21 protein-coding genes are annotated in these 24828 nt (G+C 54.0%); 2 read left to right on the top strand and 19 right to left on the bottom strand.

Annotated elements, in window-relative coordinates:
• Nucleotides 1-126: 126 nt before the first annotated feature.
• Nucleotides 127-1431 carry an HlyD family type I secretion periplasmic adaptor subunit gene (locus tag DCM80_RS03010; RefSeq protein WP_257195684.1) on the bottom strand — a complete coding sequence of 435 codons (1305 nt, stop codon included), beginning with the start codon at nucleotides 1429-1431 and terminating at the stop codon, nucleotides 127-129.
• Entirely contained in the window at nucleotides 1428-3128 is a 1701-nt protein-coding gene (locus DCM80_RS03015) for a type I secretion system permease/ATPase (RefSeq protein ID WP_257197862.1), read from the bottom strand. The genes DCM80_RS03010 and DCM80_RS03015 overlap by 4 nt, the downstream gene beginning before the upstream one ends.
• Between DCM80_RS03015 and DCM80_RS03020 the strand changes: the two genes are divergently transcribed.
• Nucleotides 3043-3246, top strand: coding sequence for a hypothetical protein (locus DCM80_RS03020; protein WP_257198128.1), 204 nt, complete (start codon nucleotides 3043-3045; stop codon nucleotides 3244-3246). The two genes, DCM80_RS03015 and DCM80_RS03020, sit on opposite strands and share 86 nt — an antisense overlap.
• A 113-nt stretch (nucleotides 3247-3359) precedes the next feature.
• Here the strand turns inward: DCM80_RS03020 and DCM80_RS03025 are convergent, their stop codons facing one another.
• The 14 genes from DCM80_RS03025 to DCM80_RS03090 all read right to left on the bottom strand — a co-directional run bounded on the left by DCM80_RS03025 (nucleotide 3360) and on the right by DCM80_RS03090 (nucleotide 19308).
• Nucleotides 3360-3974, bottom strand: coding sequence for a calcium-binding protein (locus DCM80_RS03025; RefSeq protein ID WP_257195685.1), 615 nt, complete (start codon nucleotides 3972-3974; stop codon nucleotides 3360-3362).
• Between the two features lie 803 nt (nucleotides 3975-4777).
• Nucleotides 4778-5509: a class I SAM-dependent methyltransferase gene (locus DCM80_RS03030; protein ID WP_257195686.1), complete on the bottom strand. Its 732-nt coding sequence runs from the start codon at nucleotides 5507-5509 to the stop codon at nucleotides 4778-4780.
• A complete protein-coding gene (locus DCM80_RS03035) occupies nucleotides 5509-6102 on the bottom strand; it encodes a putative colanic acid biosynthesis acetyltransferase (RefSeq protein ID WP_257195687.1) in 594 nt (197 codons plus the stop codon). Before DCM80_RS03035 ends, DCM80_RS03030 begins: the two co-directional genes overlap by 1 nt.
• Nucleotides 6087-7283, bottom strand: coding sequence for a glycosyltransferase (locus DCM80_RS03040; protein WP_257195688.1), 1197 nt, complete (start codon nucleotides 7281-7283; stop codon nucleotides 6087-6089). The genes DCM80_RS03035 and DCM80_RS03040 overlap by 16 nt, the downstream gene beginning before the upstream one ends.
• A gap of 86 nt (nucleotides 7284-7369) precedes the next feature.
• The gene (locus DCM80_RS03045; RefSeq protein ID WP_257195689.1) at nucleotides 7370-8107 is read right to left on the bottom strand and encodes a class I SAM-dependent methyltransferase; all 738 of its coding nucleotides are present in this window, start codon (nucleotides 8105-8107) and stop codon (nucleotides 7370-7372) included.
• A gap of 82 nt (nucleotides 8108-8189) precedes the next feature.
• On the bottom strand, nucleotides 8190-9389 hold the full coding sequence (locus tag DCM80_RS03050; protein ID WP_257195690.1) for a glycosyltransferase: 1200 nt from the start codon (nucleotides 9387-9389) through the stop codon (nucleotides 8190-8192).
• A 1-nt stretch (nucleotide 9390) separates the two neighbouring features.
• Nucleotides 9391-10755 (bottom strand): hypothetical protein, encoded by a 1365-nt coding sequence (locus DCM80_RS03055; protein WP_257195691.1) that lies wholly within the window; start codon nucleotides 10753-10755, stop codon nucleotides 9391-9393.
• Entirely contained in the window at nucleotides 10752-10877 is a 126-nt protein-coding gene (locus tag DCM80_RS03060) for a hypothetical protein (RefSeq protein ID WP_257195692.1), read from the bottom strand. The genes DCM80_RS03055 and DCM80_RS03060 overlap by 4 nt, the downstream gene beginning before the upstream one ends.
• The gene (locus DCM80_RS03065; protein ID WP_257195693.1) at nucleotides 10874-12256 is read right to left on the bottom strand and encodes a lipopolysaccharide biosynthesis protein; all 1383 of its coding nucleotides are present in this window, start codon (nucleotides 12254-12256) and stop codon (nucleotides 10874-10876) included. The genes DCM80_RS03060 and DCM80_RS03065 overlap by 4 nt, the downstream gene beginning before the upstream one ends.
• A 44-nt stretch (nucleotides 12257-12300) precedes the next feature.
• The gene (locus DCM80_RS03070) at nucleotides 12301-13827 is read right to left on the bottom strand and encodes a BNR-4 repeat-containing protein (protein WP_257195694.1); all 1527 of its coding nucleotides are present in this window, start codon (nucleotides 13825-13827) and stop codon (nucleotides 12301-12303) included.
• 146 nt (nucleotides 13828-13973) lie between these two features.
• Entirely contained in the window at nucleotides 13974-14891 is a 918-nt protein-coding gene (locus DCM80_RS03075; RefSeq protein ID WP_257195695.1) for a glycosyltransferase family 2 protein, read from the bottom strand.
• A gap of 9 nt (nucleotides 14892-14900) precedes the next feature.
• Nucleotides 14901-16145: a glycosyltransferase family 4 protein gene (locus DCM80_RS03080; RefSeq protein ID WP_257195697.1), complete on the bottom strand. Its 1245-nt coding sequence runs from the start codon at nucleotides 16143-16145 to the stop codon at nucleotides 14901-14903.
• 50 nt (nucleotides 16146-16195) lie between these two features.
• Nucleotides 16196-17188: an NAD-dependent epimerase/dehydratase family protein gene (locus DCM80_RS03085; protein ID WP_257195698.1), complete on the bottom strand. Its 993-nt coding sequence runs from the start codon at nucleotides 17186-17188 to the stop codon at nucleotides 16196-16198.
• 1046 nt (nucleotides 17189-18234) lie between these two features.
• Nucleotides 18235-19308: an ABC transporter substrate-binding protein gene (locus DCM80_RS03090; RefSeq protein ID WP_257195699.1), complete on the bottom strand. Its 1074-nt coding sequence runs from the start codon at nucleotides 19306-19308 to the stop codon at nucleotides 18235-18237.
• A 137-nt stretch (nucleotides 19309-19445) separates the two neighbouring features.
• On the opposite strand from DCM80_RS03090, the gene DCM80_RS03095 reads away from it, so the two are divergent.
• Nucleotides 19446-20960, top strand: a complete 1515-nt coding sequence (locus DCM80_RS03095) for an undecaprenyl-phosphate glucose phosphotransferase (RefSeq protein ID WP_257195700.1) — start codon at nucleotides 19446-19448, stop codon at nucleotides 20958-20960.
• A gap of 10 nt (nucleotides 20961-20970) precedes the next feature.
• Here the strand turns inward: DCM80_RS03095 and DCM80_RS03100 are convergent, their stop codons facing one another.
• From DCM80_RS03100 to DCM80_RS03110, 3 genes are all read right to left on the bottom strand, one after another.
• A complete protein-coding gene (locus DCM80_RS03100; protein WP_257195701.1) occupies nucleotides 20971-21477 on the bottom strand; it encodes a hypothetical protein in 507 nt (168 codons plus the stop codon).
• 255 nt (nucleotides 21478-21732) lie between these two features.
• On the bottom strand, nucleotides 21733-23988 hold the full coding sequence (locus tag DCM80_RS03105) for a polysaccharide biosynthesis tyrosine autokinase (protein ID WP_257195702.1): 2256 nt from the start codon (nucleotides 23986-23988) through the stop codon (nucleotides 21733-21735).
• A gap of 213 nt (nucleotides 23989-24201) precedes the next feature.
• Nucleotides 24202-24816: a hypothetical protein gene (locus tag DCM80_RS03110; protein WP_257195703.1), complete on the bottom strand. Its 615-nt coding sequence runs from the start codon at nucleotides 24814-24816 to the stop codon at nucleotides 24202-24204.
• Between the last annotated feature and the right edge of the window lie 12 nt (nucleotides 24817-24828).

Below are 24828 nucleotides of genomic sequence, written 5' to 3' on the forward strand. Positions count from 1 at the left end.
TGGGTAGTCTGATTCAACAACTCCAACGGCTGACTCTCCAAGTATTGCCGACAAGACGAAATGGCGTGGAAGATGGCTGACAACGTCGACCGTTGATAGCCGGCAGAACGGCTATGCTTCGGGAGCTTATCTCTCGCGGAAGGCTCGAACAATCTGGTCCCGGAATGGCTTTATCAGATACGAAATAACTGTCCGCTCAGACGTGCGCACGAACACATCCACAGGCATCCCGGGAACCAGCTTGAGCGCTCCTAAGCGTTCGAGCTCCTTTTCTGATATGCTAACTCGGGCGAGATAATAAGGCGCTCCGGTCTTGGGATCTTGGATCGTATCGGCGGAAACTCGGCTTAGTACGCCATCCAGCTCAGGTGTGGTCCTTTGATCGAACGCAGGGAAGCGGACAGACGCCAGTTGCCCGGTTGCAAGCTGATCAATGTGCTGAGGAGGCACTTTCACTTCGGCGCGCAGCTCATCGGTTTGCGGCACGATCAGCATGATCGGCTCGCCTGCGCTTATAACCTCGCCAGCGGTATGGACTGCGAGCTGCTGCACGATGCCATCCTGCGGTGCACGAATATCAGTTCTACTGAGCTGATCTTTAGCAGCGATCTCCTTTTCGGTCAGCTGTTCAATTTGAGCTTGGACATCGCGCAGCTCTTTTGCAACTTCAGTGCGAAGATCCTCATCAATTTGAATAATCTGTAACTCAGTCTCGTTGATCTTTCCATTGGTCTGGGCCGCGCTCGTAAGCAGCTGATTCCGCTCGCCATCAAGACTTACGGCTTGCCTCTCCAGCGACGTAACACGAGAAATCGGTACTAGGTGTTGCTGCCAGAGCTCGCGAACACCAGCGAGCTCCTTGGCAATCAGCTCGATCTCCTTTGCCTTGGACGTGGACTGATCAGAGAATCCCCGCGCTTGCTGTCGAAGCTGGCCGATTTGCTCGCGTAGCTGAGCTTTCTTGCCAAGGCGCGCATTGAGCCTAACTTCGAACAGCTTGCGTTCACTTGAGATTATCCGCAAAATATCGTCGTTTGCAGACTGGGGGAGTGCACCAGGAAACTCCAGCGCCGTCTCTCCGCGCCGCTCTGCATCAAGCCGCAGTTGTCGAACCCTAAGCTCATTCAGATTCTTGGTAACAGCCGTCAGATTCGCGCGATTCAGAGTTTCGTCAAGGCGTAAGAGAGTTTGGCCGACGACGACATGGTCTCCATCCCGCACCTTCAACTCGCTCACAGTTCCACCGACCGGATTCTGGACCTTCTTGACACTACTTTCGACTACCAGTGAACCGGAGGCAACAACTGCTCCTGAAATTTCGGTGGTAGCAGCCCACCCGCCAGCGCCACCGACAAGGAGAACCAGCAGCACGCAACCGAAGACAATATGCTGGCGGAGACTTACTTCAGCTTCGTTCTCACTGCGTTTCACGGTGCAACACCCGCGTCGACGACTTTGAGTCCAGCAGGACCTATCGAGGCAGGTCGGGTGATCCTCTTGAGTACCGCCTCCTTAGGACCGAATGCCTGCACAACTCCTTCGGATAAGGCCAGGATATGATCAACGGCGACCAGAGCGGAGGGCCGGTGAGCTATCACGACGACGACGCCTTTGCGCTGTCGCACCTCTAGAATGGCTTTCGTAAGAGCCTGCTCACCTTCAGCGTCCAGATTCGAATTCGGTTCATCGAGAACCACCAGCCAAGGGTTGCCAAAAAGCGCTCGTGCTAGCCCGATGCGCTGTCGTTGGCCGGCGGATAAACCGACACCGCCCTCTCCAATGACAGTGTTATAACCACTCGGCAGCCGGACGATCATCTCGTGTACGTCCGCTGCCTTCGCTGCATCGATCACCATCCAGTCCTCGACACCATCCCGGAATCTCGCGATGTTCTCCGCGATCGTGCCCGCAAGAAGATCGACCGACTGCGGGACGTAGCCAATGTGCCGTCCGAGCTCATCAATGTTCCATTGGTCGATCGAGGCTCCGTCGAGCCGAACTGAGCCGCGAAACGCGGGCCAGACGCCCACGATCGCTCGTGCCAGCGACGACTTGCCGGATCCGCTAGGCCCGATGATGCCCAGCCCTTGACCCGCATGAAGGGAGAAGCTGACGTCCGCAACGACCACCTTAAGATCACCTGATGGACGAACTGCCACCCCTTCAAGAGACAGAGTGGACTTCGGCGCGGGTAGCAAGACCGGCGCCTTGGCGGCGGTATCATGATTGGCCAGCATGGCTTGCAAACTCAGCCAGCCCTGCCTGGCAGCCAGCAAACCTTTCCAATGAGCTATCGTCAGTTCGACGGGCGCCAACGCCCTCGCAGTCAGAATCGAACTTGCGATGATCACGCCCGCTGTCGCTTCCTGATGAATCACCAGAAATGCGCCGAGCCCCAGAATCGCAGACTGCAGGAGCATACGAAATGCACGGCCGGCGGCGCCAAACCCGGCCAAAATATCAGCGGCCTCCTGATGAGCATTCAGATACGTCAGATTTCGTTCTTGCCATCTTGCGATGACCCGACCGGTCATTCCTAGTGCGTGCAATGTTTCCGCATGGCGCACTCCCATCCCTGCAAAGCCAATCCGCGCCGAACCAGCGATCACAGTAGCTGTTGTTGGCCGGCTGGTGAGCATGCCGCTAGCTGCGGTCAGCAGGATCAAAATGATTGCGCCGATCAGCGCCGCGGCCCCGATCCATACGTGGAACGCAAAGCAAAGCCCGAGATATAGGGGCATCCAAGGCAGGTCGAACAGCGCCGCTGGCCCGGCGCTCGATAGAAAACTCCTGACCTGATCCAAATCTCTAAGAGGCTGCAATCCGTCGCCGTTGAGCCGGCTCGCCCGCGAAGTCTCGAACAGAACTTCAACAATCGTCCGGCTGAGGTCCAAGTCAAAGGAGCGGGCGAGCCTCACAAAGATTCGACTGCGAGTGGCCTCAAGAAGTCCCTGGAAGATATAGAGGAGGGTTACAAGCACACCGAGGGCAACGAGCGTCGACGCACTCCGGCTCGGCAAAACGCGATCGTAAACCTGCAACATGAAGAACGATCCCGTCAACATGAGCAAGTTAATGAAGCAGCTGAATAGCCCGACGGCGAAAAATGCCCTTCGACTCCGCCGCAGGAAAAGTTTGGCCGGAGATGCCGTTTTCAACTGCCTGACACGAGACATCAATATTTCACCGGTGAAAAATATCGCTTACAGCAAATCCACCCCAAAAGTCCGGCCTTCTTCGGGGTAGGTTAATGGCACAGATTGAGCGGCAAACCGGCTCACGTAACCATTAGAAACTTCACGCGCCAGTGGAAGTGCACTGGCACGTGAACTTCTCAATGCATCTGCGGGCGGCGACGCTCAGGTCACGCCATTCAGCCAGTCGGCATGACCGATAAGCATGATCGAGCTCTTACCTTCGAGATTGATGGCGAGATCATTTCCGACAGCACGCGCGAAAGTCGTGCTGCTCGAATCGTTCAGCAGATCGTGAATGAAGTCCTGGAAGTCGGCCACCGAACGAAGCGTAATATCCTGGCCGTTGTAATCATTGAGGACGATCTTGTCCTCATCGGCCACGAAGTCTACCAACTTGTCGCCACCAGTGTGCTGGCCGTTAGAGAAGTCGTAGTAGAACAGATCAGCACCAGCACCGCCACCAAGATTGTCATTGCCGTCACCTCCAGCAATGAAATCACTTCCGGCTCCGGCTCTCACTGTATCGTTGCCCGCGCCGAGCGAAATGTTGTCATTCCCAGCGCCCCCGACAACAGTATTGTTACCAATGCTGTCGCGGATAATATCGCCATCGGCTCCCGCAATAATCGTATCGTTACCTGCACCGCCACTCAGGACAATATTGTGCCCAGACCCTCCAATGATAACATCGTTACCGTCACCGCCAGATATGTTCTGATCTGCTCCGCCAACAAGCCTGTCGTCGCCGCTCGTGCCAATCAGTGGGGTCGTCGCCATAGATAGCTCCTCATAACACAATGTGTGAACTTGATGTAATGGTTAACACTCCATTAATGGTCTACACCTTATTATCAGTCGCTAGTCGTTTCAATCCAAAAATGAACAATATTTTTGATTTTTTCTCTCCTAAATCGATTGCCGCGCCACGCGGACCAAGGCGTCGGAAGCAGATAAATTGAGGACTACCGCGTCAACCTTGCGGAGTCGCGGTCAGCACCGCCCCAAAGCCTTCGGGCCGACTGGACGCAGCTAGATTGGCTCTACTGGAGCTCCTTGCAGCGAGCCGACACATCAGACTACGCTGCATAATTGGACGCCGGCGATCGAGGACCTTTGCGATCAATCTGCCGACGGCGGTCGGCCATCCGAACTCTGAGTTTAAGAGAGCACTGCAAGTCAAATCATCTGCCGGTTTTTAGTTTGGAGTGTTCAGCTGTGGGGTTGTCCCGCATTGCGTCCAGCGCCACTATCGAAAGGCCTCGCATTCGGCATTGAGCAGCGCAGCATTTTATTGCAATAGAAGGAAATTCACAGATAAATGCCCAACTGGCGTCTCACATATGGCCACCTTAGGAGCGCTCAGGAGGTGCCAGAAGCCCTACTTTGCTAGGTCAGAGGCATGCGACGCGGCACCGCACGGACACTCCTGGAGATTGCCGCGATGCTTGCGAGAATTCTTCCGCAGCTGCCCCATTGGCTTGCAGCCTATCGCCAGCGCGAAAAGCTCGGCGCCTCGCTCTGGGTGAAATTGCAGAAGATGTAACGCGCCTCGAAAAAGTAACTGCTTGCAGGGGTGTAAATCAGCCGGGGATCGAATCCGCTCGCCAAATGGCCAATACCCGGCCTTCAGCGACTCTGTCATCCCTCAATTCCTGGATCGGGCTTGGAAAGTTGAAGGGAGACCGCTCGAGATTTATTCTCCTGAAATCACCATTGCGAATGTCTGAGTTAAACCAGATCGATTTATCAGACGTCAGAATGATATACTTGAAGCCGGCCCGTTTAATATTGGCAATCAGCCGCTGAGCATCGACGAACGAAAGATGAAACAATACTTCTCGGCAGATGGCCACATCGCCCGATTCAATTGAATTCTGCGTTGCATCCGTACACAAGAAGCGTCGGCGATCACCTCCGAACCTTGCAATGTTCGTCTTGATCACGCTAGGCACGACATCAATGCCAAGGTAGTTGAAGTCCCCCTCCACTGCCTGCATCCAATTGAAATCGCCACACCCGATGTCGACGAGTTGACGACACTCGATTTGCCTCAAAAAATCCGACAAGCTCTGAATAACCTTCTCGGCCGCGTGGGCGGTGGAGCCAACACCCGACAGGCTTTCCTGACCATTCGCCTCAACCCAGACATTCTTGGAATAGATCTGAGAGAAGACGTCCCCCATGTCTTTCGATCGCATGTAGGCAGTGAACCTGCCGCGACGGTTTCTAACCTTGTCCCACGTTTCGATCAGACCGCATCGAAACAGGAGGTGTCGCACGACTTCCTTCAATGATTGCTTGTGATCGTACATCAATCTCCTCCCTCAACCCGCCGGGAATCGGGAGAATGATGACGCTCCCTCAAGGGCCGTGCAGGATTCCCTGCATAGATCGTCCACGGCAGCAAACTCTTAACGGTTACTGCCCGCGCCCCGAGGACGGCCCCCTCACCAACGACGACGCCGGGTCCGACAAAGGCTTCGGCAGCTACCCACGCATTTCGTTCAATACGAATCGTTGCTGCGAACAACTGGAAATCCGGATCGTCGACGTCGTGCGAGCCGCAACATAAATGAGCTCCCTGTGAGACGAGGGAATACGGCTCGAGGATGATTCGATCCATCGAATAGCAATTTACGCCGCGCCCCAGACACGAAAACGGTTGAAGTTCGAGATTGCGTGGATGCCAAATTCTCACTCCTGGATAGATCTTCGCGGTAGGTGCGATCTTGCCGCCAAAGGTTCGCACCAAGACCCTGCGCCAAGCATGAAAGGGGACAGGAGTCCATATTCCGAAGCCATTCCAGACAATGCTCCAAATCAGCCGCTCGAAACGGTTCTTCAGCGTGAAAGTCGCCCCACCCTCGCGGGGATTTGTTTCGACCGCTTTCAGGATTTCCGACATGCGGCCACCGCTTCTGAAATCATGTCAACCAACGTTCGACTTACCGAACGGGCGTCGAAGTGAGTATCGAAACATCGCCGCGCCGCGCTGCGCATGGCGTGTACTTGCTCAGACGGCAATTCCAGATACGTCCTTAGCAATCTGGCTATGCCTGCCTCGTCGTCATCGTCTACCAGACCGGCACCGCTGGCTTGCACCTCACGCCAGATGTTAACCTTGTTCGTTATCAAAACTGGCGTATCGCACGCGAGCGCCTCCGCAACGACGATGCCAAAGTTCTCCTGATGGGAGGGCAAGATAAACGCGTCGGCAGCGCGGTACACCTCCCATTTTGCATCGCCCAGGAGCACTCCCGGCCAATGAATACGATCCGCTATTCCTCGAGCTTCGGCCATCTGCATCAATTCGTTCTGAAGCCCCACTTGATCGGGCCCCGCAATGACCAGGTCAACGTCTCGATACTCATCCGATAATGAGGCAAAGGCAGACAGCAGAAGGTCGCAACCCTTCTTTGGATGGATGCGACCCAAAAACAACAGAAAGCGCCGACTGCCGAGCGCGGGCAATCGCCTATGAAAGCTATTTCCATCCAAACTCTCAATATGAGACGGACGAGTAGTCCCGTAGCCCACCACGAACTCACGGTACTTCTGGCAAAAGAACTCCCCTCGAGCCAGTCGCCGCTCCTCGTCGGTCGTGAACAGAACAGCATTTGCGTTGGCGAGAAGCGGCCCTTCGCTAAAAAACCACAAGAGTTGCTTCACGCAATGCTTCAGGGGATAATTTTTCCGAAACCACGGGTCCATCATTCCATGCGGAAAAACGAAATATGGCACATGGCACTCCCTCAGCACGACGTATGCGGCGCGGGCCGAGTAGTTCCACAGACCATTTACGATCACCGCATCATATTTTCTCACATGTTGCCTAAGCCATGGGATCGCCGCTGGGGCGTATTCGTATATGTCGGTCAAACGGCCCAGCGCGTAGGTTTTAACATCAAGCAGATCGAGCCAGTCCGAATTCGGCGGATCAAAACATACAATCTCTGATTGAACGTCAAACTCGCGCATAAGACGTGACGTCTGCAGAACACCTTCAATAACCCCGCCCGACTTCGGATTAGATGATGCGATGATCTGCAAAACGCGCACGATACGATTGCCTTCCAATTTACTCAATATTTGCGAGCCTGGCTCAGAGGGAACAGCTCCCCACCGCCAACTGGACACTTCTAGTTTAGCGAAGACCCGTCAGACAGATTGCATTAAGCTCCAACTGTCTTACGAGCGAAGATCAATCTCACACTTTTCATCGGCTCTGGAGATAGCCAGTGCAGAACCTTGAACAGCGATGAAAGTAGCTTGCTCCGCCCAGCATAGCTGAGGGAGGCATCCGTACAGAACGTCAGCGCGTCAAACTGCCCCGCCGGAAACGCCCTCCCCACCGCCAACCGCGAGTTCAAGCGATAAAATTTTGGAAAAACGTCCTGCTCCTTCCGCTTTGGTTGAACTATACGCAACACCAAGCTGTGTAGACGCTCTGGAATCAACCTGGCCGATAGCGCAATATATCCGCTTCGGTTGGGTGTTCGTGCGCAAACATAACCGCCCGGCTTTAAAACGCGCCTAAACTCCGCCGCAACCTTCGCAGGGGCTTCAATGTGTTCGAAGACCCAGTCCGAGACAATTAAGTCTATCGATTCGTCGGGGAGTGGGATGGCTCCCTCTTCGCCAAGAAGATAGGCCTCATCAAGGCTCTCGTTAAGAAGCACCACGTCATCCATGTCTACGCCGATGAGCTTTTTCACGCGGCCTTTCAGGTTGTGCAGATTGCGACGATAGGCACATGTGTCGCCCTCCAAGTACTCGGCACGGCCGGCGCCGTAGTCGAGAACTACATAATCTGGCCGACAAAGACTATTTACGAAGGTGTAAAATTGAATAGTCCCATCGACTCGATCAAACCCGAACCACTCAACCTCAGGGTACCAGGAATTATCCATCGAAAAACTCATCAGTCTATTGAAGCTCGAAGCCTTCGGATAGGCGGGTCTCTTCGATTAATTCGAAAGTCGATACATGGCGTCACGTCGCGCTGCCTGCGCGCGCCCCGACTGCACGAGCAGAGCCGACTTGAAATACGACATCAAGAGCATTTTCGATTAACTGACGCTGCGTGACAGGATTGTATTTCGTTCTAATGACGTGATGGCATTTCGTCCTAACTGACTTCCGATCGATGTCCCGATTGAGCCAATGTGAAATTGTTCGAACCAAATCCTCCACGTCCCCCTCTTTAAAGAAAGATCCACTTTCCCCCGGAACAATTGCTTCGACTTCCGGCATTTGCGCATCTGGGTTATCGTGCGTAATGACGGGCGTTCCATACATTAGACTATGAACCGCAGTTAGGCCGACCTTGCCAGGCGAGATCGTCAAATCCGCAGCATAGATCATAGCTCCTAGCCTATCTTCATCATACAGAGCCCCAGTAAAAACGACCGATAGATTTAGCCGCTTCGCTTGAGCTTCAAGTGGAGAACGCTCAGGACCATCTCCAACAAGCAAGAGTCGCGTTTCTTTCCCGCTCGCAGCTAGCTTAGCCAAAGCTTCGAGCAACAAGTCGAAGCGGCACAAGCTCGTGAGTCGAGCAGTACAAATCAGCAATGGAAGGTCAGAGCGACCAACCAATTCAGTTCGCAGCGTCGATAGATCTTGCCGCTCCAACTTCTCGAAGATCGAACGCGCCTTGTCCCAATCGAGCGAGTTGTAGATCGGCGAGATCTTTTCGCCCGCAAAGCCGCTCTTCATCGCAAGTAGCTTTGCTCGTTCGCCATAAGTTAGAATACGCTGGCCGAGACCGAAGTATAAGTTACGAAGCCAGGCCTTAAAGTAGGGCTCTGGACGGAGCCATCCATGAGTCCAGAAGAGAACCTTCTTCCCAACAATCCGACCTACGATCGCGATGAACCAAGTATCGATTAGATTGGGATTCCCCAAAACAATAAGGGCACCAACGTTCCTGTCAAACACGGGCTTCCAGTATCCCGAAATCCGCCCCCCCCTTTTGTTATTCCGAAACGACAGTGGACGAATGTGAACCACGTCATCACTTGGACATGGTTTTATTCCTTCGACTTCGGTCGTGGATCCCCAGAATTCAAAATCGTAGCGATTACTAGTCGCCAGAGCCCTCATGACCGGAGCGCGATAATGCGGGAAGAAAGCGTAGATAAGGGCGACACGCTTGCGCACGCCTTCGGCTGCAATACACGCGTCCGTCATTTCAACACCCTTCTCCTGGTCTTGATTGCATTTTCTTCGCAGACGCCGCTGGGAACATTGGATAAGCTCTTCCCCCGCGGCTGATTAGGAGACGACCGATTTTAGTGCTTATGTGAAGCGAACCTATGCCTACCATCGAAATGAAAGCAAATGTCATATCGAAGCGCCACAAAGCGATCCCGATAAATGCGCCAAAAAAGGCGTAAGACGGGGAAAGACGAGCCACGCTCCTGAACAGAAGCTCGAAAAGCAAGAGCATCAAAAGAAGAGCAAATGGCCAAAATGTATAAAAGTTGCCATAAGCCTCTCCGAAAAGCGTTGAATTCAACGCTAGCCCTTGGATCGATTCGACATAATATCCTAAATAAACGCCAAACGTCTTCGGCTTATCCTCCCATATGGAGGCGGGAATAAAAAAAGAAAACGACTTTAGCAAGAAGGTCTGGCCCCAGAGTGGCGAGAAGTGATCCGGAACGTTTTCGACCAGAAACTTAAACACAAGAATATTGCTTGCCTCAGCGAAGGCATTCAAAGTTTTTGATACTCCGCCTTCTCCATTTTGAGCAGCGGTAGCAGTCTGCAGAGCCAATAGAATGTTCTCGATGCTCACTCCCCTAGAGAGAGCCATACCGCGGAACACCGCCCATACGGAACTTGCATATGTTACCGTTGGAGCCAGCACCGCTAAGCCCATGGCGAGGAGTGCTAACCGGTGCCGGTAGAGCACGGCAATCATCATTATAAAATACGCGACCGTTATACGATTAAAGGTTAACGCCACATCGACAGTTACGACGACAGCTCCCAATAGGGCCGCGGAAAATCGCGACATATCTCCGCAAACCACGCGATAAATAAGATATCCGAATGCGCTCGTCCGGAGGCAGTTCTGTATTCCCAAGCTAAAAACCGCGATCGGGTTCTGGGAAAATGCTGCAGCCGCATTATCCGCCCAATGCCCACCGCTACTCTTCCCGGAAATGAAAAAATTGGCGACCTCCAAACCTAACAAGATGCTCAAAAACATCCGAAATGAAAATCGCTCCACTTCTATCGAACGCGGTGAAAGCCGCCTTCTTGGTAGCATTCGGGCAATCACGTGAAGCGCGAGAACGACGGCCAGCCCAAGGAGGAGGTTCAAGGTTGTGGCAAAATCGGCGTATGGGTCATAGGCCGGCACGTGTAGATTGAGATCCCGTAGCTCGCCCGTTAGCAACACAACCGATAGAGGTATTACGACGTAGTAGACCGCGCCGATCAAAATCCCATCTGAAAATCCTAACCTGTCGACGCGAATAGTTCGCAGTTCAAGAATAGTGAATGATAGAACCGAGAAAAAGCCGAGGACTACGATTACATCGTTCATGGCCGCTGTCCCAGACAGGCGCGACGTTTGACGAGTTGGCCAAGACGGCCGATCACTCTAATCTGCTCGGCGGAGAGCCGCAAAATCACGAAGAAGCTCAGGATCACGAAGACTTCTTTCATGAGCTTTGCCCTGGGGCCAGTTTAACGCTAACGGCCCGCGCGAGCCGCCAGGTCACCCTCATGTGCTCGGCGAAATCGTACCGCCGATATCCGCGGAACCAGTGGTGAAGGACGGTGAAGGCCACTATGACATCCATGGGGAGCAAGGCGATCGCCGCAGCTTCGATCCCGAACTTGCTTGCGGCCAAATATACCAGGCCGGCAGTTACAGCTGATGTGGCCGCATAGACCGCAGCGAACCGATGTTGCTGGTTGATCGCGAGCAGGAAAGAACCGACTGTTCCCCACAGGGTACTTAAGATCATGTTGACGGTGAGAGCCACGAACAGAATTGTGCTCGCATGCATTTGTCCACGGGCTATCCAGAAAAGGAGCCGATCCCCTGCCACTATCAATGCAGCCGCAGAAGGTATGGTGACCAAAAGGAATACAGTCAGATTGAGGTAAACGAGCCTGTCCACGTACAGCTTGTCTTTATGCGCTTCCGCTACGGTAATTTCTGGAAGTGCCGCCCGCGTTAGCAAGCCCACTACTTGCAACGGCACCCTGGCCATCATTCGAATTGTCCCGAGAACAGCGGCGGCCGCAGGCGAAACCGCCAGTCCGACAAAGAAAACGGTTCCTTGGATGCTGAGGGCCGATGATATGGGCAGACTTAATGCCGCGATTGCCGGCTTCGCCAACGACCGAACCTCAGATGCACGAGCTTCGGTCCAGCCAAAGCGGATCCATCCAGCCGCTCGTCGTAACGTGGTATAATAGAAGATAAATCCAATAACCCGCACGATCAGCATTAGTGATGCGCATGCAAGATAGCTTCCGCCGAAGCTCGCCGCGGCGAGAACAGTTGCTTGCTCGATCGGCGATACTATGTCCAGGAGAAAGGTGCCTTGAGCATAGTGCCCAATGCTTCTAAAACCCATATTCATGACGTTCATCTGCAGAACGACTAGCGAATACGTAACCAATAGGAGCGCAGTAGCAGGCAGGCGCTCGTCATGCCAGCCCGCCAGCCCCGAAAAATCTCTGGCGACCAACCACAACCCGGAAGCAAGCCCCAAGATCGCGACCGAGATCAGACTGATGAACAACCAGACGCTCTGAAAAGCACAGAGAGCTCCAGAAAGGTCCCCCGCGGCCACGCGGCGGAGCATATTGACACCACCGGCAGTCCCAAAACCCAGATCGCTGAGCGCGACGTAAGTTGGTATGGCTGTCAGCATAAGCCAGACACCGTAACCGGATGCTCCCCATGAGGAGACGAGAATCGGCACGGAAGCTAGCTGAATAAGCAAGACCCATGCTTTGCCCACAGCATTTGCCGCGACCCCAAGCAAAACTCGAGCGGTTGGGCGGCCAAGCGAAACCCTCATGATCACCGTGCCGCCATTCCCGTCAGCAAGAGATATGATATCTTGCGGATTTAGTTCGGATCCGTTGCTTCGCTCGACTGCGAATCGGCCTGTGCCGAATGTCCATGCTCAAAGATCGAAAAGCTCTCGCCATGATCCACTGAGCGCAGCGTAGTCGGATAGAGGACCGGGGCTTGAGCATAGAAGCATCTCCCAGCTCGGCAATCCTTGCCAGAGCCCTTGGGGTGAAGTGAACTGACTTCAGCCTCGGTAAACTCGTTAGGCCAGTACTTGAAGTGGAGATATAGATTTCCGGCTCGGTCGAGAGCAGCCCTTTGTCTCCAAGCAGCATAATAGCTGCGCCCCGGCTCCACGATCACGCGGTGCATCAATCCGTTTGCCCAACGCTTGAAAGGCTGTTCGAATGGCTTGAGCAGCTGCACAAGTTGGTAGTGATAGGAGTCTCCTTCGGATCGAGCAAATACATGGAGGTTCTGCTCTTTATCCATCAGAGCCGAAGCATAGGAATATCTGCCGTACTTCTTGTTTGATTCGACTTCACCGAAGTCCTCAGGTTGTGTCCATCCCGCTTGTATGGTCGCAGGGGCGCTCGACATTGCCAACTTGAACAGACCTTGATGCGCGCCGAAGATTACGTACAGTATGCCGCGCCTGTCGGCGGTAATGGCAGGAATATTATGGGGATCTGGCCCATGGATGAGGTTCCGCACCGGACTGATATCGCCTGACAGACCAAGGTACTTCGAATCACCAGTGAAACGCTTGCCAAGCAAGTCGAACTCTCGAATGTACACCATGGTGCCCGGCTCTCCGGGTACCTTGGGGGTCGCGCTTGGGTACACAATGAAGATCTTCTGTCCGAGGGTTATGAGCGAATTTGCCCCTCCTGAATGGTTAATCACAAGCAAGCTGTCGTTCGCCACCAGTTGAGCGGGAAAGTCGGGAGCTAGAGTCCCGGACGGATCAAAATGGAAATGCTCCAGCCATAGCCGCTTGCCGGCTCTGGTGCCATAGTTTTCATGGCTCAGAATGGCCGGAGGTCCGTCGTGAGAATTGAACCCATCCGGCATCTCCATTGCGGCCGCCCTCCCGCGTAGTGGCAGAGCTCTCCATGTGCGCATACCGTCCAGCGAGTAAAGCAAAACAGCATGATCGAGATTTGAGTATCGCGGCGTGATGATAGTATAGGCACGATCTCTCGCATCGATTACGATGCGATCATCGATCATTTGACTAGTATCCCACTTCCCATCCCAACGGCTGCCATCTGAGAATATGTCGCGGTTGATCGCCTCAACTACTCGGTCTCCGAAATCCCGGCGGATCGAATAGGACTCGGTCGCTTGCCTGACAATTGCAGACCCGAGCCGAAAGTATGCGACTGACGCTGAATCAAAGGCAGGTGTACCGGCCGAATATTCCGTTGCAAGAGGCGCTAGCCGCGGATCATCAGCGAACCCGGCAAATGAAATCGGCAATTTGATCGAGGGTTGGGTGGACTGTGCAGCCCCCACATCCACCACGCTTGCGATGACCAGCGCCATCACGCCGAGGCGAACCCAAGCGGCGCTGGCCACGCGTCTGACGCCGGACCGGAGTAACCTGTAGCGAGCGGCTATTGTCATGCGCACCTTCCAAGCGAGGCTTCGGAGAGAGGCTCCTGCGGCTTGCAGGCCGTCGGCGCCACTCCGACAAACAATCCGCGCCCTTCGGCGCGTTGAGGTCAGTTCCCACCCTTCAATTGTAGACCGGTGAATGTTTCAAGTCTCACCAGCATTTCATCCCTGTTGGCGACCGGGAGCAGCCTTTGCTCCAGTTCGAAGACCTTCGAGCCGACCAGCATTCTATACCAATAGCCTTGCAGGAAGTGATAGATCAGACCTTGCGTGCCGTCGAGAAACCCTAATCGGATGATGTATCGATAGAGAAAATAGAGCGTTGCGCTGATCCAGAATGGCAGCGCGTTGTAGATGCGGATCTTCAAGAAGCGCTTAGCTGCAGCCTGCAGGGACAGATTTCCCGGCTTTATTGCATTGTCCGAGTGGAAGAGGCCATAGCGGTCGTTCAATATGTCGACGGCTTCTCGGGTCGCGTAGCGGTTGTGCTTCTCGACGAATTCGGAAATGCTGAGCAGGCTATGGTCTGAAAACTCACCAGATAGCGGCTGAGACCTGCCGCTGGTCAAAACGATATGCTCGTCCATCCAGCGATCTTCAATTCGCGCAGATCCCTTCCGCCAAATCCGCAAGAGTATCAGCGGATAGCGGCCACCATGGCGTATCCAACGCCCCAGGAAGATGTGCCTGCGTCTTAGTGTTAGTCCTGTCACTTCAGCCGGCACCAATTGAAGTTGTGACCTAATTTCGGCTGCAAGATCGGCTCCTACGACTTCATCAGCGTCGAGCCGCATCACCCAAGTTCCACTGATCGGCAAGTTGTCCAATGCCCACTGGAATTGCTTCGCCTGGTTTATGAACTTGTGCTGGTAAACATGCGCTCCGCTGTCACGAGCGATCTCGAGTGTCCGATCGGAGGAAAAAGAGTCAACGATGAAGACCTCATGCGCGATAGGCGCCACAGATCTGAGCGCTCGAGCGAGATGCCGCTCCTCATTGTAGGTAAGAACAATAATCGAGATCACGAACTCATCTCATTTGAGGGCCGCCACTTCAAGCACGCGATCAGCAGTTTGAGTCAACGAGACTGTCGCGAGAATTCGCTCAAACTTGGTCGTGATCTGATCGATATCGAAATGCGTTTCAGCATATTTACGGCCATTTGACGCCGACCTCGAGCGAAGGTCCGGATCGCTCAGAAGCGCAACCACGGCATCAACGAAGTGGGTTGGATTGCCGGCGGCTGTCGGCAAACCCGCCTGCGCTTTCTCCAGAATACTGAAAGCCAGGTTTTCTGACGGAGCCGACAAGACAATCGCCCTACCGGCGCACAAATAGCTCAACACCTTCGATGGCACCGAGTAAATTCCTGCGTCCGGCTCGAGGATTGATATCAAGACGTCGGCACTCCCGAGAACATCCGGATAGACGCCATACGGCTGAAACGGCAGAATTTGAAGATTAGTCAGGCTACGGCTTGCCGCCTGGGAGCCGAGGCTGTCCGCAACCTCCCCTTCAGATGTCACGACAACAACAGCGTCGGGCCTATGATGCCGGGCTGCCTCGGCGACTGAAAGGATGAGTTCCGGATTGTGCTTCATCCCGAGCGTTCCCGTATAAAGGACCACCTCTTTATCGGCCAAACCATTGGCCAGCGACCAGGCATTCACCTTTGGGCGCGGCGTTATCTCGTTCAGGGGAGCCCAGTTTTCGATAACGTGGACCTTGCTCAAGGGCTGCTTGAACTCCTCCTTCAGGGGGGTGAGAAAATCGCTAGAGATAGCGACAATTGCGTCACTCTCCCGCAACGCGCGCTTCTCGATCGCTCTGTAATATGCCCCAACCAAACGCCCAATCACTCCAAATTTTTGCATCAAGATGCGAGTGATTGCGATCGAATAGATATCTTGCTGCCAAAACACCAAGTTGTACCGATGCTTCCGCTTCGCACGCACAATTTGGCGTATCGCATCTAAAGGCATATTCGACGAAATCACCACATCCGGCTCGAATTGCTGGATTCTCGCTACGAACCTGCTCCCGACCTCTATCTCCTGATGACGGCGGTGGATGAAGCTATACTTTGAAAATGGGCGCCCCAGAGAGATTGCCTCCGAGATAAAGGTCTTTGGATCGTCCGCGTCACGATCTAGTCTTCCTTTAGGAGTCAAGAACTCGCTGAAATGAAGGTGAAGTACAGTATGCCCGCGAGCGGCAAGTTGCCGGCTCAGTTGAACTTGAAAGGGATGACCCGAGTAGTCCGCTACAGCTATCCGCACTGTCCGCAACCCAGCTAAAAAGAAAAAATAAAAGAACTGAACGAAAGCTCTTAGGCCGCGGATTTTCTGGCATTCGGAATCTGATAAACTTGCGACTCAATCCACGCGTAGGTCTTCTCAAGGCCGGCCCGAAGCGGCTGGCTAGGAGCCCAACCGAGTGTCTCTTTGATCAACTTGTTGTCGGAGTTCCGGCCTCGTACTCCAAGCGGCCCAGGGACGTGAACAATATCAAGTCGCTTACCAGCAATTTCCATGGCCATCTCGGCCAGCTGGTTTATCGTCACCATCTCCTCGGACCCGACGTTAAATGGACCCTCATGAGCCGATCGAGCTAATCGCAACGTTCCCTCTACACACTCGTCGATATACAAAAAGGAGCGAGTCTGCGTCCCATCACCCCAGATCTCGATACTTCCGCCGTTCGAGGCCTCCGCGACTTTTCGGCAAATTGCGGCTGGAGCCTTCTCTTTGCCGCCTTTCCAAGTTCCTTCGGGCCCAAAGATGTTGTGATAGCGGGCGACCCTACATTCCATCCCGTAATTGCGATTAAATGCCAAATAGAGCCGCTCACTGAAGAGCTTTTCCCAGCCATATTCGCTGTCTGGCGCAGCTGGATAGGCAGAGCTTTCGGCGCAATTCGGGTTCTGTGGATCCTCCTGATTATAGGCGGGGTACATACAAGCGGATGACGAATAGAATACCCTTTTCACATTCCGACGTCGGCAGGCATCGGCCATGTTCAGATTAATTGTTGCTGAATTGTGCATGACGTCAGCATCATGCTCACCTGTAAAGATGTAACCTGCCCCACCCATGTCGGCAGCCAACTGATAGACTTCGTCAAACCGGCAATCGACGGCCGATCGGCAAAGGTCTTGATTTCTGAGATCGCCAAGAACGAAATCATCGGCAGCAGTTTCGGAAAATTCCGGGAATTTAATATCCACCCCGCGGACCCAGAAACCTTCAGCCTTGAGATGCTTGACGATATGGCTCCCAATAAAGCCTCCGGCTCCGCACACCAGCGCACGTTTCATGCTCATGACCTTTCCAAACCGATTAACTCAAGTTGATTACGAACCGACGATCGGCTCCCTCTGCGTGTGCAAAGGTCATACCAATTCGGAACAAACCGTTGACCCGGATTCTAGTCCGAACAACCCGAGGGACTTCTACAAGAAGAACTGCTAAACTAAGATCGATATTGCTAACAAGTCGAAACTATCCTCAAGCTTAATCGTGAACCCGACCCTTGGTTGCATTCGCTTAGCTAGGCCCATCGAGCGGCTGTTGAATTATTGTGTATCTGAAGGTTAGGCCGCCTCTTACCGTACCAAGAATGGTATCGACCCGTTGATAGGCCCCAACGCGTATCGCGTTACATCTGCTCGAATTGTAGTAACAAACCATAGCCAGTATTCTGCGAGCACAATTATTCTTGATGCTAACGATTTGATCCCGCATAGCTTGATCGACCACATGAGCTCGAGCCGCCGCCTCGATATTAAGACAAGGACGCCCCAACCCGTCGCGAATAATCGGCGAGGAAGACTGTTCAGGCCCACTCTGCATTAACACGCGTGGCGTGCCGCTCTGGGCAAAGCAACGATCAGCGAAGAATAGACCAATGATAGCACTCAGGAAATAAGCCCGAAGTGTTGGAGAAGCCCAATCCAAAACCACGCCCCCAATTCAGAGGCGGCTCAAACGATGACGGCATCAAAAGGCCTGACGCTGCACCACATAGCCGCACACGCGGTCCCAGTACCACCCATAAGGCGTCTCGACGCGGACTAGGGGACAACGGCGTCGTGGTGCGTACCTATACGGATAAGACTGCGCCCAGAACGAAACCAAGGATCGAAGGTCATCCCGGATGGGAGATGACCGCGAATCCAGCATACTTGCTTGCGACACGCCACTGATGACGAGAGACATAGCCAACGCCGCAAAGCCGGTACGGGCAAATCCCCAAAGCATCCTATCCCCCTCTCGCGCCCAGTGTGGCATGATCCAGCAACCTAATTAGGTTATCAATCCCGCGGCAGTAACGCAACGATATCGGAGCGCACCCGCGCCCTTGATCAATCTATTTGCCAATATCCCCTGCCCCTCGGGAGGCAGCAATCGGAGCCCGGCGATACACATTGCGCAAGGTTTGAAAATCGACCAACCGGGAGAGCGGAACAGTCTCCTCGCCGAGCTTTGCAAATAAGAGGATATCCCGTAGCGTTCTCCAGCGGCTCTCGTCATAATCCGCAATCCGACCGCCGACGGGCATCACGAGCGACCGAAGGTTCCGCAGATCGGACTCGACACTCGTTGGATCGAGTTCCGCAGGGTTGAAACCCACGAGGAGTGGCACGCTGCTAGCATAGTCGGCATATACGAATTGCCATCCTCTGATGATGCCTAGGAGCACTTCCGCAATGAGCCCGGGCCGACTTCTCAGAAGATCGTTACTCGCAAAATATACTAATCCTGGGACGTGGATAGAATAGTCCTGGGGCTTTATGAGCTTTAGTCGCGGGCGCGTCTGCCCGTGGAGTAAGGGCTGCTCCATAACCTTAGAAATAATGGCGTCGACCTCCCCGTCGCGCAAAGAGTCGACGCTAGATAAATGGGAGACTTTTATGACCTGGCTGCGTGACAAACCGAGTTGCGCCAGCATGGCGTCAACTACCGCCTCCCCCTCGCTCTGCGGCTGATAGCCAAGGCGTCTACCCATCAGATCGGCAGGGCGCGCAATTCCCGAATTTTCTAACGTAACGATTGCGACAGAAGTGTCTAGGAGGCTGGCCGCGAAAGCTGTTACCGGAGCACCGTTCCATGCGGACAGCATGAACTTGTGTCCGCTGGTCACTCCGATCGCACCCTGCCGGGCTACCGTTTCGACGAAATTCGGATCAGCCGCATTGGATCGAACAGAAACGTTCTCGGGGAGATATTTCTCTTTGGTTGCGATCATCTCGCCGGCAAACTGCGCTCCATACCGGCCGTCAAGCAGGATGCTGATTTGGGAACCGGAGGATTTTAACTGCCCTCCCAATTGCCGTGGGAAAGCTAAATAAATGGCTGCAGCTGCAGTTGTGCAAGCCGCTACGATCGCAACACCGAAAAAGCGGATCTTGGTCCGACCGGGAAACAAGCGAGGTTTGACCAAAGCAGCAGCATCCTAATGAAGGGTTGAATTTACCCAATCTACGGGCTAAAGTTGGTGCCATAAAGATTAAGTTATTTTTCCGCCCTTAAATAGAAGTTTTTGTGAACGCTCGTTCAACGTTTAAACGATGGGAAGCGATGACTTTAGCATCGAGCCACTCAGAATTAGCTTCCCAAACCGAACCTCCAATCATCATACTGGATCGCGGGCGCGAACTTACTGCCGACAAGATGGTGCCTCGCCGTTCTGCCCGCTGGCTACGTCCCTCGGTCGTTGAGCGGCTGATGGGCGTTGTAGATTCGGGCCTCATATTGCTCAGCGGAATTGGTTGCGCGCTATCTTACCAATTTTATGTCCAGTCCGCGCTCGGCAAACCTATCAACTTCGCCGCCGCAAGCGTTCTCATCGCGCTTATTTTCGGCCTCCTGCTCGCGGTGCAAGGGGGCTATCGACTGAGGAACATCGGCAACGTTCGGCAACAATGGAGGATCACCTTCACCGCTTGGACGGGGGTCTTTGCTCTTTTGCTCGCCCTCGCCTTCGCGATGAAAGTCAGCGATGAGTTCTCCCGCGGCACTACGATCTCGTTTTATTTCGTTGGCCTGACCGCTCTGTTGATCTGGAAGAGTTTGGCCGCATACTGGATCTCAACCGCACTGAGGAACGACGCATTTGCGAACGCCCGCGCGATCGTAATTGCAGAGTTCGGACTGTCGTCCACCTCTTCGGCGATGGCGGATCTGGGCCGACTCGGCTTCCATCTGGTTCAAGTTATTGAAATTCGGCCGCGAGAATTGGCCTCGCCGCTTCTGCTGTCCTCCCTCGCATCGCGGTTCGATCAGATCGTGGCCTTTGCACGCGAAAACGAGATCGAACACATCTTCCTCTTAATGGATTGGGGTCGAAGACATGCGATTGACAGCATTCTCGATGCTCTGAAAATTCTTCCAATTCCGGTACACTTAGTTCCGGATCCTAAGGTCGCGCAATTTCTGCGTTATCCCTTGGTTGGCACAGGAGGAACATGGACCGTTGAGCTGCGGCGCACCCCGCTGAACTGGAATGAACGCGCTTCGAAGCGAGTGATTGACGTTCTCGGCGCCTCAGTAGGCCTTCTCGTATTCGCGCCCGTTATGCTTCTGACCGCCGGCTTGGTTAAGCTGACTTCGCAAGGTCCGGTGCTCTTCTGTCAGACCCGCAATGGGTTCAACGGCCGAGCCTTTCGCATTCTCAAATTTCGAACAATGCGCGTTTTGGAAGATGGCCCCACCATCATCCAGGCTACTCGCAATGACTCACGCGTGACCTCAATTGGAAGATGGCTTCGCAAAACCAGTATCGACGAGTTGCCGCAGTTGCTGAACGTGCTGCTCGGAGACATGTCTCTGGTCGGCCCCCGCCCACACGCTGCTGCGCATAACTCCGAATATGAAAAGCTTATCGGCAATTACGCCTTTCGGCACCACGTGAAGCCCGGAATAACTGGCTGGGCACAGATAAATGGTTATAGGGGCGAGACAAGCACAATAGACATGATGGCAAGGCGAGTAGAGTTCGACCTTTGGTACATCAACAATTGGAGTATGGCTCTCGATCTATCGATTCTCTTTCGCACGTTGCTCGTCGCATTTGGACGACCTTCAGCATATTGACCTGCGAACATCACCAACGCAGCCACGGCCTTCGATCCGGCCCAACTCCCGGCACCGTCAATTTAAACCCCGTTTCGGCCAGACTTTTTGCCAAGGCCTCACGCGGAATACTGTCAACTTGCCTTAGCGAAATGAGAAGTTCTTCGCGCACGGGCCAGCCCGGTCCCGTAAGGTTGTTCACGGCATCCCCAATGAATCCACTGTCGACCAAAGCCGCGAATTCCGCGAGAACTTTTTCCCGCGTCGAGGCGCTGAGCATCGGATAAGCGGCAAGAGCAATCCGATTCCGTCGAAGCGCGATCCAGCCTTCAAGCGGCGCAGTCAGATAAGACTGATCCAAATATTTGAGCAATTCCTGGTCAAATCCGCTGCGGTTCATTTGCGCGGAATAGAGCAGCAACCATAAAAAGCCGTCCGCCGGCGCGGTCGAGAGAGCGAGCTTCAGATCCGCCTCAGCTAGCAACATTTCTAGATCGATGTCGCCGCCGCGCGCAATCGCCGTTTCGGTAAGCGCCAATCGCACGAGCGCTCGTGCGTGTAGAAAGTCGGGCTCTGGGAATCTCAACTCAACGCTCATCCGCGACAGCGCACGAGATAACGCGGCTGGTTTCAACCTATCCCCGGCTTCAATCGCTCTCGAAACTTCTCGGGCGCTCTTGGTGCCCCAGAATGACGGAAGAGCGTAGTAAGACCAAGTAAGGGTTGCCATGCCAAGCAGCGTGAGCAAAATTCTTAATAGCGCCCTGTACATTGCCCGGGTGCGATTTCATTCCTATTCGACATACCCGTAACGAGCATAGTATTTTTGATAGTAATTTCGGCCGTGATAAGATTCATATCGCGCGAGAAGCCTAGTATCTGCCTTGTTAAGCACGACGCCCAACAACTTCTCCTGAATCTCCGGCAAGCTGCGTAGCTTGTGTTGGACGACGTCAACCCTCGTTTGCCCCCATTCGACGACGAACAAGTAGGAGTCGACATATGACGAAGTCACTCTGACGTCGACCACGGGCGCCAGGGGTGGCATATCGATCACGACGTAATCGTACTTCGAACGCAATTGACCAACCAGATCTCCCATGGCCTGCGAAGCCAGTATCTCATTCGTATGCGGCAGATTCGAAGTTAGACCAGCCGGCAAGAACGAAAGACCCGTGCTGGAATCGACATTTATAAGATTATCCAGCTCGGCGACATGACCCGCCACCTGAACCAGGCCGTCGCGATTATCCATCAACAACGCGCGCGACAGCGAGGGATTGCGCAGATCGAAGTCGATCAAGATCACTCGAGCTCCGCCCTGAGCCATGAGCTGAGCAAGGTTGATCGAAAGCGTGCTCTTACCCTCGTTTGGAAGCGTCGAAGTAATCGCAATGACGCGATTTTGACGTCCGGACGAGCTCAAATCAAACGCCACCTTCAACGAGCGCACGGCTTCCGCAAATCGCGACAATGGCTTGTCCACCACGTACCGCAAGAGATCAGGCTTTGCGCCACCTTCAGCTTCCTTTGAGGCGTCAGCGAGCAATTTGGTGGAGTTGTTTCGAGCTATGAGCGGCACTATGGCAAGGCAGTTAGCACCGATGATCTGGTCTACCTGCTCGGTCGTCCTGAACACATTGTCCATCGTCTCGCGTGCCAGAGCTACGCCGAAGCTGAGAACAATCCCGGCAATTAGGGCTATGGCAAGAATGATGAGCGTCTTGGGGTAGCTCTTCACCAACGGAGTTGATGCAGCGCTGATAACCCGAGCCTCAGTTATCGGAAACGATTGCTGCTGTACCGATTCCATATAGCGCTGCAGGAAGTTGTCATACATCGCTTGATAGGTCTGCGCATTGCTCTCCAGCTCGCGCAATTGAACCTGGGCCTGGTTGGTGAGCTGCGATTCCGACACGACATTGTTGAGACTGGACTTGATGCTCTCTTCGCGTGTAAGCGCGATGTCATAGTCGCTCTTATAGGACTCCTGAATGCGCTTAAGCTCGTCCTGGATATTCTTCTTAATCTCCGCCATTTGCCGCCGCAAATTGACGGCTGCAAGATGGTCGGAGCCGTATTTAGCCGACCAGATTGACTCCTTCGATGCCATGTCGACGTACTGACCTCGAAGCTTCACGATCGTGTCGTTCTTCAAAGCGTCAGCGACCGAAGCATCGGGAATCTCTTGCTTGACGATATCATTCATGCGATCGAGCCGAGCCTTTGCTTCGGCGGTGGATGCACGAGAAAGAATCAGCTGACTGTTCACCTCGGCAAGCTGCTGCTCGTTCATAAGTCGGCCGCCGGTATCCACGATGTTGTTGGTCGTCTTGAAGTCGACAACGGCCTTTTGCGCCGCCGAGGCCTGGGTTCTGAGCTCTTTGATGCGATCCTGAAGCCAAACACTCGCGCGGCGGCTCGCTTGGTATTTGGCCTCCAATTGATCGACAATATAGGCGTCCGCTATTGCGTTGGATATTTGAGCGGCCTTTCCTGGGTCAGAAGAGGTAAAGCCAATCTCCATCACGTAGGTGAGGCCAATTCGTCTGATCGTCCGCTTCTTTTCAAAACGCTCCAGCGCCTTCCGCGTCTGTTTGAATTCCGTGGGCGCCTGGGCTGTCGAAACCAAGGCAGAAAGCGCGTCTGCGACCGCACCTATTAGTCCGCCTCCAGATCCGGTAAATTCGGGATCCTCAATCAAATGCAGGTCTCGAATAACGGCGAGACTAATATTCTCCGATTTCAGAATCTCGACCTGAGTCTCAACCATACCGGAGTCTACCGACACGTCGCTCATCATTGAGGGTTGCTGGAATAACTGCACCTTACGGGTATCAATTACCATCGATGCCGTAGAGGTAAATTGAGGCATAGCCGTAAATAGATAAAGCAAGGCCACAAGAAGACATGCAACCACAATGGCAAGCATCGTAGGAAATTGCCGTCGAAGTATATCTATATAAAAATGGAGCGTGTTTTGGCCAGACTCATCGCCTTCGCCAAACTGGCGATTGACAGCCGAGCTGCGCTTATTCATCTGCAGCATTCTGCAATTCCCACAATCGATTCGCCCTTAGTTGAGACAAAAGCTGCACCTTACGGATCAAACAATGAACAATAGCACTTTCGATCGACACTGTGCGATGTTCGTCCAGGGTTGCAGCCGCGGGAGCATTAACTCACAATGAAAAAACGGCGCTCACCGAGCGCCGTTCGAAGGACCGCGTCATCTCGTCGGCTTCTAACATCTAAGATCGATTTAACGTGGGCTGACGCTAACAGTGGTTCCACTCACCGACCCTGTGTATGTCGTAACTGTGTTGCCGTAGTGAAGACCACCAAACGCTGCAGCCGTGCCGGAAGAGCCTCCGAACGCCCCTCCAGAAATGCCCGTAGCGCCGCCAGTGCCAGAACCGCCGCCACCAGCTCCGCCGCCTGCCGCGGCGATAGCGACGTCCCCCGTGGCCGCTTGATAGGCGGCAATGACGTCAGGATTGTTAGTCCCCGCGATTGCAGTTTGTATCTCGTTGGCGAATGCCTGATCGGTCTGCGCAGCCATGCGAGCGACCTGAGCAAGACCGGCAACGATCGCGCGCATCTGATCCTGAGTCGTCGCTGAATCCTTGAGAAGCGCAATCAAGGCAGGCAAAGTTGTGGGATCCGAAGCGCCGAGATCGCGAACACGCGAGATCATTTGCGCTCCGCCGCCCGGATATTGCGAAAGCAAATTGCTCGGGCTCGCTTTAAAATCAGAAATAACCTGTACTGCTAGCTGTCGCTGAGGAGGATATACAGCAGCGTAAGCGACTCCTGTTATCGTCGCGCCGACAGCGGCAGCAGCGACCAAGCGGAGCGCCAGCTTGACAGCGCGCATGAACTACCCTCC

This window comes from Bradyrhizobium sp. WBOS08 (genome assembly GCF_024585125.1).
In the GTDB taxonomy this organism is placed as follows: Bacteria; Pseudomonadota; Alphaproteobacteria; order Rhizobiales; family Xanthobacteraceae; genus Bradyrhizobium; species Bradyrhizobium japonicum_B.

Excerpts from the sequence above, each read along its gene's own strand:
- DCM80_RS03020 (WP_257198128.1), top strand. The coding sequence starts at position 3,043 with ATGAAGAACGATCCCGTCAACATGAGCAAGTTAATGAAGCAGCTGAAT.
- DCM80_RS03025 (WP_257195685.1), bottom strand. The coding sequence starts at position 3,974 with ATGGCGACGACCCCACTGATTGGCACGAGCGGCGACGACAGGCTTGTT.
- DCM80_RS03030 (WP_257195686.1), bottom strand. The coding sequence starts at position 5,509 with ATGTACGATCACAAGCAATCATTGAAGGAAGTCGTGCGACACCTCCTG.
- DCM80_RS03035 (WP_257195687.1), bottom strand. The coding sequence starts at position 6,102 with ATGTCGGAAATCCTGAAAGCGGTCGAAACAAATCCCCGCGAGGGTGGG.
- DCM80_RS03045 (WP_257195689.1), bottom strand. The coding sequence starts at position 8,107 with ATGGATAATTCCTGGTACCCTGAGGTTGAGTGGTTCGGGTTTGATCGA.
- DCM80_RS03050 (WP_257195690.1), bottom strand. The coding sequence starts at position 9,389 with ATGACGGACGCGTGTATTGCAGCCGAAGGCGTGCGCAAGCGTGTCGCC.
- DCM80_RS03055 (WP_257195691.1), bottom strand. The coding sequence starts at position 10,755 with ATGAACGATGTAATCGTAGTCCTCGGCTTTTTCTCGGTTCTATCATTC.
- DCM80_RS03060 (WP_257195692.1), bottom strand. The coding sequence starts at position 10,877 with ATGAAAGAAGTCTTCGTGATCCTGAGCTTCTTCGTGATTTTGCGGCTC.
- DCM80_RS03085 (WP_257195698.1), bottom strand. The coding sequence starts at position 17,188 with ATGAGCATGAAACGTGCGCTGGTGTGCGGAGCCGGAGGCTTTATTGGG.
- DCM80_RS03095 (WP_257195700.1), top strand. The coding sequence starts at position 19,446 with ATGACTTTAGCATCGAGCCACTCAGAATTAGCTTCCCAAACCGAACCT.
- DCM80_RS03105 (WP_257195702.1), bottom strand. The coding sequence starts at position 23,988 with ATGCTGCAGATGAATAAGCGCAGCTCGGCTGTCAATCGCCAGTTTGGC.
- DCM80_RS03110 (WP_257195703.1), bottom strand. The coding sequence starts at position 24,816 with ATGCGCGCTGTCAAGCTGGCGCTCCGCTTGGTCGCTGCTGCCGCTGTC.